Source organism: Natrinema saccharevitans (assembly GCF_001953745.1).
In the GTDB taxonomy this organism is placed as follows: domain Archaea; phylum Halobacteriota; class Halobacteria; order Halobacteriales; family Natrialbaceae; genus Natrinema; species Natrinema saccharevitans.
Genome location: NZ_LWLN01000001.1, coordinates 2362057 through 2376366 on the forward strand (window position 1 = coordinate 2362057; position 14310 = coordinate 2376366).

The window sequence follows — 14310 nt, forward strand, 5'->3', positions numbered from 1 at the left end:
GGTCTCGAGCCGTCGTCGGTTACGACCGTCGCTCGAGCGCGACGCCCAGATCCTCGAGCAACTCGAAGAACCCGGGGAACGAGACGTCGACGTGGTCGGCACCCTCGACGGTGGTCTCGCCGTCGGCCGCGAGGCCGGCCAGTGCCAGCGCCATGATGATCCGGTGGTCGTCGCGGCCCGAGACGGTCGCCCCCGAGAGCGTCGACTCGAAGCCGTGGATCGTCAGCGAGTCCCGCTCCTCGGAGGTTTCGACGCCCAGCTTGCCCAGTTCCTCGGCCATCGCGCTCACGCGATCGGTCTCCTTGTAGCGGACGTGTTCGGCGTTCGTAATCTTCGTGTCGCCGTCCGCGACCGCTCCCAGCGTCGCGATCGTCGGCAGGAGGTCGGGCGTGTCTTCGACGTCGACCTCGATCCCGGACAGGGGGGCCGCGGCGACGTCGATCGTCCCCGACTCGCGGTCCCAGTCCACGTCGGCACCCATCCGCTCGACGATCTCCACGATTGCGGTGTCGCCCTGGGCGCTGGGGTGTGCGCCCTCGATGCGGATCCCCTCGCCGTCGGCGGCGATCGCGCCCGCGGCCAGCGGGTACGAGATCGACGAGAAGTCGCCGGGGACGGCGTACTCCCCGCCCGTCGGCGCGTAGGACTGGCCGCCGTCGACGGCGAACCCGGCCTCGGTGTGGTGGGCATCGACCCCGAAGTCGTCGAGGACCTCGAGCGTGATGTCGACGTACGGCGCGGACTTCAGTTCCGTCTCGAGGTCGATCGCGATCCCCTCGTCGGTGACCGCGCCGGCCATCAGTAAGGCGGTGATGTACTGCGAGGAGACGTCGCCCGGGATCGACACGTCGCCGCCCGATAGCGGGCCGGTGACGACCAGCGGGGCCTGCCCGTTCCCGCGGGTACTGTCGGCCGTCGCGCCGAGATCGGCCAGCCCCTCGAGCAGCGGCCCCTGAGGCCGCGACCGAAGCGAGTCGTCGCCGGTCAGGACCGTCGTTCCGTCGGCCAGCGCCGCGGCCGCGGTGACGAGTCGCATCGTCGTCCCGCTGTTCGCGCAGTCGACGACGTCGGCCGGCACGTCGGGACGACCGTCGAAGCCGTCGATCTCGAGACGGCCGTCGTCGCCCCGTTCTACGTCGCCGCCGAACAGACCGACCGCGCGGGCGGTCGCCCGCGTGTCGGCGCTCCAGAGCGCGTTGCGGACGGTCGCGCCGTCGGCGTACCCCGCCGCGAGGATCGCCCGGTGGGTGTAGCTCTTCGAGGGCGGTGCCCGCGCCGTGCCGGAGACGCTCGAGGGAGAGATTGTGACGTTCATGGTCACCCTGTGGCGTGGCCCCGTCTTACCGATACCGATCTCACGAACAGCCGATCGAGGCCGTAATTTCGCGCAGCGGGTCGTCCGTGACCAAACTCGAGACCTCGTAGCTCACGTCGTCGCAGTTCCAGAAGAAACTCTTCACTCCGCCGTCCCGGTAGTAGGTCGTCTGCCCGTCGACGTCGATTGGCTCGAGGCTGTCGAGCGTCGGATCGAACCGCCCTTGCTCGCGGACGACGACGAAGAGTTCGCGGGCGACGACGTTCGGATCGTCGTACCACAGCGTCGTCGTGACGCCGCCGTACCGTTCTTTCCGTTCGACGACCGTGATCCGATCCAGCACGTACGACCCCGGGAGATCGGGATCGGGAAGATCGTAGGGAACGGTGTCGGCGGCCGCGTCGCGGGAGCGGAAGATTCCCGCCGGTTTCGCGCCGTCGCTGACGACCTCGGCGTCGTCCGGGGGCTGGTAGGTGAACGTCTCCGGGTCGACGCCGTCGTCGATCGCGAGGTCCTCGTACGTGACCGTCTGGGCGTACAGCGTCTCGCCGTCGTCGCTGACCTCGTTGCGTTCCCTGATCGGGTGCCGCGTCTCGTCGTCGATCAAGAGCGTCCGAGAAACGTCCAACTCCTCGAGTTTGTCGGCGCTCAACGGAACGCTGTAGGTCGTGTCCCCGACGACGAGGTCGATGGCGGTCCCCTCGTCCTCGAGTGGCGGTCGCGTCTCGATGACGTGTGCCTCCCGCCCGCCGACCGTTTCCGTCCCGGCGTAGCCGAGTCGATATTTCTCGAGCAGAGCTTCGAACACCTGTAGCGTCCGATCGGTGTCGGTCTTGGTCCCGTGAAACTGGAGTTCCACGATCCCCGTCGACGGGTTGTACTCCCAGGTCTGCGCCCGGTTGGTCACGCTGACCGAGCCGGCGGGCACGTCGTCGTCGGTCGACTCGAGGACCTCGATGCGCTGTTTGGCCGGCGGTTCGCTGGCGAACCGTTCCGTCCGCGTGTCGGTTTCGTCCGGCGTCTCGATCGTCACCGACCGACGGGCCCGGAGAGTCGACATGTGGCGACGCGCGTCGATCGCGTCCCGAACGATTTCCGCGCCGGACGGGGACGCGTCGCTGCTCGGATAGCTGATACAGCCGGCGAGTGCAATCCCGGCCCCTGCCGCCAGGATCCGACGGCGGTTCATACGCGGGGAATTACCACGTTTAGGCATAAGTTTGCGGATTCGAAACGCTCTCCGATCCCGATCCGCGGGATTATGTGCCCCGCTGTCACATGTTCGGCCATGAACGTCGACGTCAATCTCGCCCCGCTGCGCGAGTACCTCGCCGCCGAAGGAGCCGACGGCTACCTGATAGACGACGACGCATCGGACGCTGACCAGCGGTACGTCTCGGGCTTTACCGCCCCGGATCCCTACCAGACGCTCGTCACCACCGACGGCGTCCACCTGCTCGTCTCCGGGCTCGAGTACGGACGCGCCGCCGCCGAGGCGAGCGCGGACTCGGTCAGTCGCCGCGCCGCCTACGACTACCAGCGGCTGGTGGCCGAACACGGCCAGTACGAGGGCACGCTGCGGACGCTCGCCGCCTTCCTCGAGGACCACGGCGTCGACTCCCTCGCGGTCCCCCGAAACTTCCCCACGGGGACCGCGGACGGCCTGCGCGAGCGGGGGATCGCGGTGACCGTCGAACCCGAGGGGATCGTGACGGGGATCCGCGCGACGAAGACGGAGTGGGAGGTCGAGCAGATCCGGGCGAGCCAGCGGGCCAACGAGGCCGCGATGGCGCGAGCCGAGGAGCTGATCGCCACCGCCGACGTCGAGGACGGGACGCTCGTCCACGACGGCGAACCCCTGACCAGCGAGCGAGTCACGGAGGAGATCGAGATCACCCTGTTGCGCCACGGCTGTGCCCTCGACGAGACGATCGTCGCCTGCGGGGCAGACGGCGCGGATCCCCACGACCGGGGCAGCGGCCCGCTCGGGGCCGACGAGTTGATCGTGATCGACATCTTCCCCCGGGACAAGGAGACGGGCTACTTCGCGGACATGACCCGCACCTTCGCCCGCGGCGAGCCCGGCGAGGAGGCTCGCCGGCGCTACGAGGTCACCCGCGAGGCCTACGAGGCCGCCCTCGAGGCCGTCGAAGCCGGTGTGACGGGAGCCGACGTCCACGGGGCGGCCTGCGACGTGATCGAGGACGCCGGCTACGAGACGCTGCGCAGCGACCCCAACACCGACACCGGCTTCATCCACAGCACCGGCCACGGCGTCGGGCTGGACATCCACGAACAGCCGAGCGTCTCGCCCTCGGGCGGCGACCTCGAGCCCGGCCACGTGATCTCGATCGAACCCGGGATCTACGACCCCGCTGTCGGCGGCGTCCGCATCGAGGACCTCGTCGTCGTCACCGCTGACGGCTACGAGAACCTGACGGAGTATCGGATCGGGCTCGAGCCGACGGCCGACATCCGGGAGTGACGTCGCACGGAGGATCGAGAGCCCCCCGAGCGGTCCGGCGATGTCGCACGGAGGCCGGCAGTCGCGAGCGAGAGCGCGGGACCGACGGTCGGTGATCGACGGACACCGGCGAGTACGGGAGCGTCTTCGTCGACAAAAATGAGTGACTCCGAATCGCGGGTGGTATTCGACCGCGTCGTCGCCTTACTGCTATTCGACCTGAATGTCGGCGACCATCGTCGTCGGGTGGACCTCGCAGATGTACGTGACCATCTCGCTGCTGGCCTCGAACTCCAGCCACTGACCGTCACCGGGTTCGGTGACCCGCTCGGTCACGAGGTCGTCGACGACCTCGTCGTTCTCGTCGTAGATCGCGATGTTGTGTTCGGCGCCGTCGCCGGTCGTCCATCCCATCTCGTAGGTTTCCCCCTCCTGAAGGATCAGCGTCGGGTTCTCCTCGTCCGCGATCGCGTCGGGGGCGATGCCGACCCAGCCGGGCGTCTGCCCGTCGAACTCGATCTGTGCGCCGGGATCGATCTCGATACCGCCACCCCCGCCGCCGTTACCGTTGCCGTTACCGTTGCCGTTGCCACCACAGCCGGCGATAAACGCCGTCGATGCTGCGACACCTGTCAGCCCGAGCATCCGCCGCCGGGACATAGCCCCATCTCGTGTCATCAAAGAAATTTGGTACGCAGCAGCAATAAGTGTCTTGGAGAATCCGGTCAACTGGGAATGTTGCCGTCCGACGGCCTCCGAACTCAGCGATAGCCGTCGTCCTCGGGTCCGCGAGCCGCGGCGATCCGCTCGAACTGCGCGTCGGACAGTTCGATGTCGACCGCGCCGACGTTCTCCGCGAGTTGGGCGGGCGTCCGCGCGCCGACGATCGGGACGCAGGAAAAGCGGTCCTGTTCCATCAGCCAGCGCAGCGACACCTGTGCCGGCGTGGCGTCGGTCTCGTCGGCGACGGCCTCGACGGCCTCGAGGACCGCCCACGCGGTCTCGCTCGTATACCGATCCTCGAACAGGTCCGTCAGGCTCCCGCGAGCGCCGTCGGGCGCGATCACGGTGCCGTCGTCGGCCCGCTCGTACTTTCCGGTGAGGAAGCCGCCGGCCAGCGGCGAGTACGGACAGACCGCGAGGTTCTGGTCCGCACAGACGTCGAGATAGTCGCCCACGTCGTCCGTGTCGGCGGCGTTGAACATCGGCTGGGTCACGTCGAACCGCTCGAGCCCCCCGGCGTCGCTCGTCCACAGCGCCTTCGTGAGCTTCCAGGCGGCCATGCTCGAGGCCCCCAGGTAGTGGACCTTGCCCTCGCGGACGAGTTCGGTCAGGGTCCGCATCGTCTCCTCGATCGGGGTGTCGTCGTCCCAGCGGTGGATGTAGTACAGGTCGAGGTAGTCGGTCCCCAGTCGCTCGAGGGTGCCCTCGATCTGGGCCCGGATGTGTTTGCGTCCGAGGCCGGAGTCGTTCGGCCCCGGTTCGCCCCGGCCGTCGAAGGGGAAGTAGACCTTCGAGGCGATCACGAGGTCCTCGCGGTCGATGTCCTCGCGGTCCGCGAGCCACTCGCCGATCCAGCGTTCGCTCGTCCCGTTGGGGTCGCCGTAGACGTTGGCCGTATCGACGAAGTTGATCCCGTGGTCCCAGCAGGCGTCGAGCAACTCGTGGGCCTCCTCGCGGTCCGTTTCGACGGTGCCGTCGCTCTCCTTCCCGAAGCGCCAGGTGCCAAAGCAGAGTCGCGATACCGTGGTGCCCGTGTCGCCGAGCGTGGTGTACTCCATGGGCCCGCTTCACCGCGGGCGTGCAAAACGGATTGGGAAGCGGCGAGCGGTCGCCTCGATCAGTACGTAAGGATCTCCAGGTCGTCGATCCGTCCGAAGTGGTCCGTGTTGTCCGTCACGACCGGAACGTCGTGGACGAGAGCGGTCGCAGCGATCATCACGTCGGCGGTTTCGATCGGTGTCCCGTCTCGGTGCAGTGTCGCGTTGATCTCTCCGGCCGTCGTCGCACAGTCCCGATCGAACGGGAGTTCCCGCACGTCGGTGAGCAGGTTTTCCGTCACCGTTCGTTCACGGTCGGACGAGTCCGCGAGACGAATTCCCTCCCAGAGTTCCATCACTGTCACCGAACTCGCGTATGCTGTGCCGGTCTCGTCGACCGTTCGAACCGCTTCTTCGACCGTACTCTCACCGCGCAATACGTCCACGAGAAAGGAGGTATCGAGGATCATTCGAACGCGTCCGCGATCCGCTCGACTCGCTTCCGGTGCTCGTTCGTCCGCTCTTCTCGTCGACGTGAGACGATTTCCTCGAGTTCGTCGGCCGTGTCATCGCTCAACGCGCCGTAGTACTCCTCGAGCGACACGCCGTCGGTCAGTCGTCGAACGACGTCACTGAAACTCTCGTTCTCGCGCTTTTCGGCACGGAGGCGCTCGTAGGCGTCGTCTGCCAGTGAGATGGTTTTCGTCCCCATTTCCGTGTACGTGTACGTACACAAAGTACAAAAATCCTCCGTGGAGCGGTGTCAAGCGCGGAGCGACGAAGCGGTCGATCGGTTCGTCTCGTTCGCGTGCCGAGACGGACGATCGCCTCGACTCCCCGTCGAAGACTCACTCGAACGACGGCAGGACTTCGGCCTCGTAGAACTCGATGGCCCGCTCCTGTTCCGGCCCGATCTGGTGGTAGTAGACGTGGTCGTAGCCCGCGTCGATCGCCGCCTCGATGCTGTCGATGTGGGCCTCCGCGTCGGGTTCGGTCGTGGTTCCGGCCTCGGCGATATCCTCTTTCCCGACCATCTCGACCGCCTGCTCGAAGTGGGCCGGCGTCGGGAGCTCCTGGCCCAGTTCGCCCGGGAGCGAGCCGTTGGGCCACTGTTCGTGGATCGTCTCGATCGCCTCCGCCTCGGTGTCGGCGTAGCAGCCGTGCAGTTGGGTGTACTTGGGACCGTCGCCGCCGGCGTCCTCGTAGGCCTGGACAGGCTCGGATTTCGGCCCGGAACACCAGAGCCCGTCCGCGTTCTCGGCCACCCACTGCGCGGTCCGGGGGCCGAACGCGCTCCCGATCGTCGTCGGCTGCTCGTCGGGACAGGTGTAGAGGCGCGCGTTTTCGACCGCGTAGTACTCGCCGTGGTGGCTCGTCGTCTCGCCGGTCCACAGCGAACGCATCACCGCGAGCGCTTCGTCCACCATCTCGAGGCGAACGTCGTGTTCGGGCCAGCGCTCCCCGGTGACGTGTTCGTTGAGGTTCTCGCCGGTGCCGACGCCGAAGGTAAAGCGGTCGCCGAGCAACTCGTCGACCGTCGCGACGGCGTGGGCGACGTTGACCGGGTGAATCCGGATCGTCGGACAGGTGACGCCGACGCCGACCTCGATCTTGTCGGTCGCCTCCGCGATCGCCCCCAGCGTCGACCAGACGAACGGCGACTCGCCCTGTGCCGACACCCACGGGTGGAAGTGGTCCGATATGGAGAGAAAGTCGAAGCCGGCTTCCTCCGCCCGACGCGCGATGTCGACCAGTTCCGTCGGCCCGAACTCCTCGCTCGAGAGGGTGTACCCGAGTTGCGTCATTCCCGGCCCGCTACCACGGACCGGCGGGTAACGGTTGCACCTGCGAGGGCAACGCGGTTCGGAGCGAGCGAGAACCGCGATGCGAACGGCGCGAAGCGCCGTGAGCGCGACGCCAGCAGGAATCGACACGCGAGCAGAGCGGAAACCGCGGCAAAGATACGAAAACCGAACTCCTTACCCCCGACGGGCCGGAACCGGCCCGTATGGAAGCCGTAGTCGACGCGACGGACCTCGAGAAGACCTACGGCGAGACCGTCGCCCTGTCGGGGGCCTCGCTGTCGGTCGCGCAGGGGGAGGTGTTCGCGCTGATCGGCCCGAACGGGGCCGGGAAAACGACGCTCGTCCGGGCCCTGACGGGAACGGTCGAACCCGACGGCGGGACCGCGACGATTCTCGGCGCGTCGCCGTCGGCCGTCGACCGCGACCGCCTCGGCGTCCTCCCGCAGGAGTTCTCGCCGCCGGCACGACTCAGCGCCCGCGAACTGCTCGCGTACTACGCCGGGCTCTACGACGACCCGCGCGACCCCGCCGACGTCCTCGCCGACGTCGGCCTCGTCGACGCCGGCGACACCTGGTACGAGAACCTCTCTGGCGGCCAGCGACGGCGAGTCTGTGTCGGCTCCGCGCTGGTCAACGACCCCGACCTGCTCTTTCTCGACGAGCCGACGACCGGTATCGACCCCGCCGGCCGCCGCACCGTCTGGCGGCTGATCGAGGACCTCGCCGACGCCGGAACGACCGTCGTCCTGACCACCCACGACATGGCCGAGGCCGAACACCTCGCCGACCGCGTCGGCCTGCTCGCCGACGGCTCGCTCGTCGCGCAGGGCCCGCCCGCCGACCTCGTCCGCGAGTACGGCGGCTCGAGCCGGCTGACCGTCGAGACGACCGCCGACCCCGATTCCTTCGCGGACCTCGAGTACCCCGTCGAACGCCCGCAGCGGGGCCGTAACCGTACTCCCGAGGAAGCGGTCGTCGTCCGGGAGATAGACCCCGCCGCGATCGAGGGCGTGGTCGACTACCTCGAGGACCGCGACATCGCCTACACCGGGCTCTCGTGGGCCGAACCCGACCTCGAGGACGTCTACCTCTCGCTGGCCGAACCCACGGAACGGGAGCGGACGCGCCGGCTCGAGGGGGGAGGCGAGAGCGGGGACGCCGCGGCAGACGACTCCGACCTCGCGCAGGCGGGTGAGACCGCATGAGCCGGCTGGGACGGGTCGGGGCCGAGACCAGCGCCGGCTGGCGGTCGTTCGTCCGCCGGCGGACGGCAGTCTTTTTCACGTTCTTTTTCCCGGTGATCCTGATCGTCATCTTCGGGGCGCTCGTCCGCACCGACCCCGCGGGCGGCGGGCTGTTCACGGAGCCGCCGGCCTACTACGTCCCCGGCTATCTGGCCGTCGTCGTCCTCTTTACCCCGCTGTCGCGGATGGGCAGCGAGGTGGCCCGCCACCGCGAGGGGAGTCGCTTCGAGAAGCTCGCGACGACGCCTCTCACGCGCGCTGAGTGGCTGTTCGCCCAGACTGCGGTCAACGCCGCGATCATCGGGCTGGCGAGCCTGCTCATCCTCGGACTGGTCGTCGTCCTGACCGGCGCGGACATCGCGTTCTCGCCGCTTTTGGTCCCCTACGTCCTCGTCGGTGTCGTCTGCTTCTGTGGCGTCGGCGCGATGCTGGGCAGCTACACCGACTCCCAGGACGGCGCGGTCGCCGCCAGCAATGGAATCGGGCTCCCCCTGCTTTTCCTCTCGGAGACGTTCGTCTCGCCCGACCTCCTCCCCGGTTGGTTCGGCCCGCTGGTGAACCTCTCGCCGCTGACGTACTTCGCGCGGGGCGTGCGGGCGGCGACCTACTCGGGCGCGGAGACGGCGGCCGTCGCCGGCGTCGATCCCGCGCTCGCGAACCTCGGGATCCTCGCGGTCCTCGCGGCCCTCGCGTTCGCGCTGGGCGCGCGGTCGATCCCACGGACGGACTGAGACGGGGCCGAACGGGCGAACCCCCGACCCGCCGTTCGCCGCGAGAACGAACCGATTTACGCGCGGCGCTCGAACCGCCGGCCGACATGCGCTCGAGCCACCCCAGAGAGGCGACCGTCGGGATGGAGTACTACGTCAGCGACACCGATGGCGTCGGCGGCCGCCTCCGCGCGGACGACGCCGACTTCCGGGTCCGCGAACTCGAGCGGTTCGACACCGAACCCGCCGACGCGCCGACCGACGCCTACCCCCACCTCGTCTTCCGGGCGACGCTGCGAGGGTGGGACACCAACGACTTCGCCGCGCGGCTCTCGGACGCGCTCGGTATCTCCCGCGAGCGGGTCAACTGGGCCGGCACGAAGGACAAGTACGCCGTGACCACCCAGCTGTTCTCGGTCTACGGTGCCGACCCCGAGGAGCTACCGGAAATCGACGGCGTCGAGATCGAGGTCCTGGGGCGGGCCGGACGGAACCTCGAGTTCGGCGATCTGGCGGGCAACGCGTTCGAACTCGTCGTCACCGATCCCGACCGACCGGACAGTGCCGACGCGATCACGGCGGCGTTGGCCGAGTTCGGCGGACTCGAGACCGACCAGCAGGACTCGAGCGAGGTGGGGACCTCGATCGGCGTCCCCAACTTCTTCGGCCAGCAGCGATTCGGCAGTCGGCGGCCGGTCACCCACGAGGTCGGCCTCGCGATCGCCCGCGGCGACTGGGAGGGCGCGGTGATGGCCTACCTCGGGAACCCGACCGACGCCGAACTGGAGGGAACGCAGGAGGCCCGAGCGTTCGTCGAGGAAACGCGGGACTGGCAGGCGGCCCTCGAACGCGTTCCGCACCGGTTGCGCTACGAGCGCTCGATGATCCACGCGCTCGCCGAGTGCGAGGGCGAGCCCGGGCCCGACCAGTACAGGGACGCCCTCGAGCGGGTGCCTTCGAACCTCCAGCGGCTGTTCGTCCACGCGGCCCAGTCCTACGCGTTCAACCTGATGCTCTCGAAGCGGCTCGAGCGCGGGCTGCCCTTCGACCGGCCGGTCGAGGGCGACGTGGTCTGCTTTTCGGACACCGACGCGCCCGACGGGCTCGCACTGCCCGACACCGACCGGCTCCAGCGGGTCGACGAGCGCCGGGTCGACTCGGTGACCCGCCACTGCGAGCGCGGTCGGGCGTTCGTCACCGCGCCGCTGGTCGGCACCGAGACCGAACTCGCCGACGGCGAACAGGGCGAGATCGAACGCGCCATCCTCGCGGACCTCGGCCTCGAGCCGGCGGACTTCGACCTGCCCGGCGAGTTCGGCTCGACCGGCACCCGGCGGGCGATCCTCCTCCGGACCGATCTGAGTCTCGACCGCGACCCGCTGACCCTCGAGTTCGCGCTGCCGAAGGGGTCGTACGCGACCGTCGTCTCCCGGGAGTACCTGAAGGTCGATCCGCTCGACCTCGGGTGACGGCGGCTCGAAGGGGCCCGCCCGCTCGCGGCGGCCGGCACCGGCCGACTGACCGCGGCGAAGCCTTTAGCACGCAGTCACGAATAGACTCGAGGGAATGGCCCCCGCACTCGAGCAGGAATCGAACCGAGGTGAGCCCCGCGCGTGATCGGCACGAGCGAGCGCCGCGAGATCGTCGACTGGGAGAAGACGACCGAGGACGGACAGACGGTGTACGTCATCGAGTACAGCGAGCCCGTCCCGGAGCCGACGGGCCGCTCGAAGACGCTGTTCGGCGCGGGCAGCGGCGGGACGGTCCCGGCCGGCGAGCAGTACTTCGAACTGCCCGACGGCGAACGGATCCCCGCGACCGAGGCCGCCTTCGACGCCGACGGCACGACGCTGCGGGTCCGCCGCGAGCGATCGGTGGTCGACCGGCTGCGTCGTTATCTGCCGTGGTGACGAGTCCGGCCGTTTCGACCGCCTTCGAGCCACCGGCGGCGTCGATCGACAGAAGAGTTATTAGTCTGTCACTAAATGTCGTTCGTATGCTCGAGCCGTTCTCGCTGTTTACCTCGGCGCTGTACGTCGTGCAGGGCCTGCTGGGACTGGCCGATCAGCGCGTCCTCACCGGCGACCAGCGATCGCGCGCACGACCGGCCGCGAGCGTGCATCTCGGCAGTTCGGTCGTGTTCCTCGTTGCCGGCATCGCCAGCGCGTCGTGGGTGTGGCTGCACGGTCTCCCGACGGCGTGGTATCCGACGCTTCTCTCCCTCGGACTCCTCGTCTCGATCCTCGTGCAGGGCTGGCTGTACCGATCGATCGGCGCCTCGGGGAGCCCCATCCTCGAGCGGGCGCGGACGCGCCTGCACTGAGCGGGAGACGACGCCTCACTCGAGCGCGCTCCGCAGTACCGCGCCGAAGCCGGCGGCACCGATGCAGATCGCGAGGACGATCCCGATGCCGGTGACGGCGAACGCGGCGCCGATCGCCGCGGCGACCTCCAGTCGCTTTGCCCACCCGTCGTTGCGCCCGACCAGTCGATCGGCGATGGCGAGATACGCGATCGTGCCGCCGATCACCCAGACGAGAGACGCCAGCAGGAACAGCGGGATCGCCACGACGGCCCCGACGGTCGTGTCGAGACGGATCAGGATCAAGAGGCCGATCCCGAGCAACAACGCGATGCCGTAGCTGAACGTCTTGAACGGGGCCGCGCGAACGTCTTCCATCATCCGGGCCGTGTAGTCGGACGCGACCGCGACGAGGAGTACGCCGACGACGAGCGTCGTCAGGGCGACACGATCGCACTCGCGAGGACATTATCGGTGATCCCGACGTTGATCCCGGGATCGACCTGCGTGATCACCACGACTGGAAGGGTCGGTCCGTCGAATTCAGACATATCTGGTACACTTTCAGAAGAGTATAACTTTAGTATCGTTTTGGATCGCACGAGTCGCCGACGAGCGGTCGCTCGCTCGCGGCCGCCCCGCGGAGATCGGCTTCGCTGAACCGAACAGCTACGTAGCTCGCCCCCAATCCACCAGCCAATGGAACTGGACTCGGACCCGCACATCCTCCTGACGAACGACGACGGGATCGACGCGCCCGGCATCCGGGCGCTTCACGACGCGCTCTCGGCGGTCGGCGAGGTGACCGTCGTCGCGCCGGACCGGAACCGGAGCGCCGTCGGCCGGTCGCTGTCCTACGGCCGAACGGACTCCTCGAGCGGCGGCGACCTCGAGCTGGACCTCGAGGCCGACTCCTTCACCTCGCTGGTCCCCCACAGCGATCACGAACTCGGCTACGCCGTCGACGGCACCCCCTGTGACTGTGCCATCGTCGGTACGAAGGGGCTCGATCCGGCCCCCGATATCGTCGTCTCGGGCTGTAACGAAGGGGCGAACCTCGGCGCGTACGTCTTCTCCCGGTCGGGGACCGTCAGCGCCGCCATGGAAGCCGCGTTCCTCGGGACGCCGTCGATCGCCGTCTCGCTGGACACGCTCGGCTACGACGACGACCTCGAGCCGGCGGCCTTCGAGCGGGCGGGCGAGATCACCGCCGACCTCGTGGCCGGCGCGCCCGGGACCGGCCTCTTCGATCGCGTGGATTACCTGAACGTCAACGTCCCGCGCCCCGATCGGGAGCCCAACGGCCACGCGCTGACCCGACCGACCGAAGTCTACGAGATGGACGCCGCCTTCGAGAACGGCCGGTTCCAACTGACCAACCGGCTCTGGCAGCAGATGGCAAACCGGGACATCCCCGACGGCGAGGACACCGACCGCCACGCCGTCCTCGAGAACGAGGTGTCGGTCTCGCCGCTGCGGGTTCCCTACGAGGTCGTCGACACGGAACCGGTTTGGAACGTCCTCGCCGACATCCTGTAGCCGGTGACGGTCGCGGTCGCCGGACGTTCATCGCCCGTGACGGGGTAGGTGGTTCGGTCACGAGGGCGACGCCGTTCATCGATGCCGGACGGCAACCACCCGACAGGAGACCGGGGACCGAAGCGAAATCCTCGCGAGCCCGCCCAGCGGCGTCGGCCCGGACTCGGACCTCGAGAGCGGCGTCGACACTGTCGCCGGCGCTGACGACGCGCTAGAGGAAGGTGCCAACTCGGACGCCGCGAGCGACGAGCGGACCGTCAGCGGCTGACCGCCGAACGCAAGCCTGTTTTAGGTTCGTCTCCAAAACGGCGATATGGAGTGTCGTCACTGCGCGTCGCCCCTCGAGAAACCCGGGGACTTCTGTCTGGTCTGCCGGGAGGCGAACACGGAGGCGATCGTCCTCGAGGCGGCGCGCGACAGGGCGACGATCACGATGCTCGCCGGCGAACCCGACGAACCGGGCGGGCGAGGGGCCGACCGCGACCGAGAGGAACAGGTGCTGGGCGAGACGACGATCACGACGACGCCGGAAGACGGCGAGAACGAGCCGATCGAACTCCGGAACTTCGCGGGGCTGATCGGCGACGAGATCCGTCGCAAGCGCCCCGAAGAGGTCTACGCCGGCGGGGAGCGGGCGGTGATCCGCGCCGTTCGCGAGGACGTCCACCACCCCTTCTACCGCGTCGACGACGACGACCCGGTGCAGGCGGTCCTCGAGCGTCGGGGCAATCGCGCGCTCGACGTCGTCGAGACCCCGCCGGCCGAGAAGATCGGCGGCAGCCACTCGACGCTGATCGGCGGCCGAACGGGGATGAGCGCCATCCAGACCGTCGCCGGCCACCCCCACGTCAAGAAGGTGATTCCCGGCCCCATCGACGCCGGCGGCAAGGGCTCCCAGTCGGGCATGCGCGCGAAGGTGACCCGGGCCGACGACGGCGGCAACGTTCGCATGCTACTCCGGGACGGCTCGAGCGTCCAGGAGAACCGCGTCGTCACGACCGCCCGCGACCGCGAGATGGGCGAGCGCATCCGCGATGATCTGAACGACGTCCTCGCGGACGCGGAGTTTCGGTAACTCGCCGGTCCGGCCCGCCGTCGGTCGTCCGACCGTGACCCTCTCGGGGCAATTTCTGTCCCGGATCGATGGAGGTGTCAGTTCCTGCTGGTTGTC

The 14310-nt window shown here is 68.6% G+C and carries 16 protein-coding genes; 8 read left to right on the forward strand and 8 right to left on the reverse strand.

Translation table 11 applies throughout. From position 1 onward, the window contains the following. Positions 1-19: 19 nt before the first annotated feature. Both aroA and A6E15_RS11985 read right to left on the reverse strand, forming a co-directional pair. On the reverse strand, positions 20-1315 hold the full coding sequence (gene aroA, locus A6E15_RS11980) for a 3-phosphoshikimate 1-carboxyvinyltransferase (protein ID WP_076146492.1): 1296 nt from the start codon (positions 1313-1315) through the stop codon (positions 20-22). 40 nt (positions 1316-1355) lie between these two features. Beyond that, entirely contained in the window at positions 1356-2504 is a 1149-nt protein-coding gene (locus A6E15_RS11985; RefSeq protein ID WP_076146494.1) for a LolA family protein, read from the reverse strand. 99 nt (positions 2505-2603) lie between these two features. Here A6E15_RS11985 and A6E15_RS11990 point away from each other — a divergent pair, with 99 nt between their 5' ends. Beyond that, positions 2604-3800 carry a M24 family metallopeptidase gene (locus A6E15_RS11990; protein WP_076146495.1) on the forward strand — a complete coding sequence of 399 codons (1197 nt, stop codon included), beginning with the start codon at positions 2604-2606 and terminating at the stop codon, positions 3798-3800. Between the two features lie 189 nt (positions 3801-3989). Here A6E15_RS11990 and A6E15_RS11995 read toward each other — a convergent pair whose 3' ends face one another. The 5 genes from A6E15_RS11995 to A6E15_RS12015 form a co-directional block, all read right to left on the reverse strand. After that, a complete protein-coding gene (locus tag A6E15_RS11995) occupies positions 3990-4439 on the reverse strand; it encodes a cupredoxin domain-containing protein (protein ID WP_394329274.1) in 450 nt (149 codons plus the stop codon). Positions 4440-4540: 101 nt separating this feature from the next. Further along, positions 4541-5560, reverse strand: a complete 1020-nt coding sequence (locus tag A6E15_RS12000; RefSeq protein ID WP_076146497.1) for an aldo/keto reductase — start codon at positions 5558-5560, stop codon at positions 4541-4543. A gap of 59 nt (positions 5561-5619) precedes the next feature. Next, positions 5620-6009, reverse strand: coding sequence for a PIN domain-containing protein (locus A6E15_RS12005; protein ID WP_076146499.1), 390 nt, complete (start codon positions 6007-6009; stop codon positions 5620-5622). Then, a complete protein-coding gene (locus A6E15_RS12010; RefSeq protein ID WP_076146501.1) occupies positions 6006-6251 on the reverse strand; it encodes an antitoxin VapB family protein in 246 nt (81 codons plus the stop codon). Before A6E15_RS12010 ends, A6E15_RS12005 begins: the two co-directional genes overlap by 4 nt. Positions 6252-6387: 136 nt before the next feature. Further along, positions 6388-7344: a TIGR03557 family F420-dependent LLM class oxidoreductase gene (locus tag A6E15_RS12015; RefSeq protein WP_076146503.1), complete on the reverse strand. Its 957-nt coding sequence runs from the start codon at positions 7342-7344 to the stop codon at positions 6388-6390. A 203-nt stretch (positions 7345-7547) separates the two neighbouring features. Here A6E15_RS12015 and A6E15_RS12020 point away from each other — a divergent pair, with 203 nt between their 5' ends. From A6E15_RS12020 to A6E15_RS12040, 5 genes are all read left to right on the forward strand, one after another. Then, positions 7548-8549, forward strand: coding sequence for an ABC transporter ATP-binding protein (locus A6E15_RS12020; RefSeq protein WP_076146505.1), 1002 nt, complete (start codon positions 7548-7550; stop codon positions 8547-8549). After that, complete coding sequence (locus tag A6E15_RS12025) at positions 8546-9319, forward strand: ABC transporter permease (RefSeq protein ID WP_076146507.1); 774 nt, start codon at positions 8546-8548, stop codon at positions 9317-9319. The genes A6E15_RS12020 and A6E15_RS12025 overlap by 4 nt, the downstream gene beginning before the upstream one ends. A gap of 86 nt (positions 9320-9405) precedes the next feature. Further along, the gene (gene truD / locus A6E15_RS12030; protein WP_076146510.1) at positions 9406-10767 is read left to right on the forward strand and encodes a tRNA pseudouridine(13) synthase TruD; all 1362 of its coding nucleotides are present in this window, start codon (positions 9406-9408) and stop codon (positions 10765-10767) included. Between the two features lie 144 nt (positions 10768-10911). Then, positions 10912-11208, forward strand: coding sequence for a hypothetical protein (locus tag A6E15_RS12035; protein WP_076146512.1), 297 nt, complete (start codon positions 10912-10914; stop codon positions 11206-11208). A gap of 86 nt (positions 11209-11294) precedes the next feature. Next, positions 11295-11621, forward strand: a complete 327-nt coding sequence (locus tag A6E15_RS12040; RefSeq protein WP_076146514.1) for a hypothetical protein — start codon at positions 11295-11297, stop codon at positions 11619-11621. Positions 11622-11636: 15 nt separating this feature from the next. On the opposite strand, the gene A6E15_RS12045 is transcribed toward A6E15_RS12040, so the two are convergent. Beyond that, complete coding sequence (locus A6E15_RS12045) at positions 11637-11978, reverse strand: hypothetical protein (protein ID WP_245800571.1); 342 nt, start codon at positions 11976-11978, stop codon at positions 11637-11639. Positions 11979-12299: 321 nt separating this feature from the next. On the opposite strand from A6E15_RS12045, the gene surE reads away from it, so the two are divergent. Together surE and A6E15_RS12055 are read left to right on the forward strand one after the other, a co-directional pair. Beyond that, positions 12300-13139: a 5'/3'-nucleotidase SurE gene (gene surE, locus A6E15_RS12050; RefSeq protein WP_076146515.1), complete on the forward strand. Its 840-nt coding sequence runs from the start codon at positions 12300-12302 to the stop codon at positions 13137-13139. Positions 13140-13452: 313 nt separating this feature from the next. Further along, entirely contained in the window at positions 13453-14214 is a 762-nt protein-coding gene (locus A6E15_RS12055; RefSeq protein ID WP_076146517.1) for a DUF2103 domain-containing protein, read from the forward strand. Positions 14215-14310: the final 96 nt, after the last annotated feature.

Coding starts and splice junctions, on each gene's coding strand:
- aroA (WP_076146492.1), bottom strand. CDS start 1,315: ATGAACGTCACAATCTCTCCCTCGAGCGTCTCCGGCACGGCGCGGGCA.
- A6E15_RS11985 (WP_076146494.1), bottom strand. CDS start 2,504: ATGAACCGCCGTCGGATCCTGGCGGCAGGGGCCGGGATTGCACTCGCC.
- A6E15_RS11990 (WP_076146495.1), top strand. CDS start 2,604: ATGAACGTCGACGTCAATCTCGCCCCGCTGCGCGAGTACCTCGCCGCC.
- A6E15_RS11995 (WP_394329274.1), bottom strand. CDS start 4,439: ATGTCCCGGCGGCGGATGCTCGGGCTGACAGGTGTCGCAGCATCGACG.
- A6E15_RS12000 (WP_076146497.1), bottom strand. CDS start 5,560: ATGGAGTACACCACGCTCGGCGACACGGGCACCACGGTATCGCGACTC.
- A6E15_RS12005 (WP_076146499.1), bottom strand. CDS start 6,009: ATGATCCTCGATACCTCCTTTCTCGTGGACGTATTGCGCGGTGAGAGT.
- A6E15_RS12010 (WP_076146501.1), bottom strand. CDS start 6,251: ATGGGGACGAAAACCATCTCACTGGCAGACGACGCCTACGAGCGCCTC.
- A6E15_RS12015 (WP_076146503.1), bottom strand. CDS start 7,344: ATGACGCAACTCGGGTACACCCTCTCGAGCGAGGAGTTCGGGCCGACG.
- A6E15_RS12020 (WP_076146505.1), top strand. CDS start 7,548: ATGGAAGCCGTAGTCGACGCGACGGACCTCGAGAAGACCTACGGCGAG.
- A6E15_RS12025 (WP_076146507.1), top strand. CDS start 8,546: ATGAGCCGGCTGGGACGGGTCGGGGCCGAGACCAGCGCCGGCTGGCGG.
- truD (WP_076146510.1), top strand. CDS start 9,406: ATGCGCTCGAGCCACCCCAGAGAGGCGACCGTCGGGATGGAGTACTAC.
- A6E15_RS12040 (WP_076146514.1), top strand. CDS start 11,295: ATGCTCGAGCCGTTCTCGCTGTTTACCTCGGCGCTGTACGTCGTGCAG.
- A6E15_RS12045 (WP_245800571.1), bottom strand. CDS start 11,978: ATGGAAGACGTTCGCGCGGCCCCGTTCAAGACGTTCAGCTACGGCATC.
- surE (WP_076146515.1), top strand. CDS start 12,300: ATGGAACTGGACTCGGACCCGCACATCCTCCTGACGAACGACGACGGG.
- A6E15_RS12055 (WP_076146517.1), top strand. CDS start 13,453: ATGGAGTGTCGTCACTGCGCGTCGCCCCTCGAGAAACCCGGGGACTTC.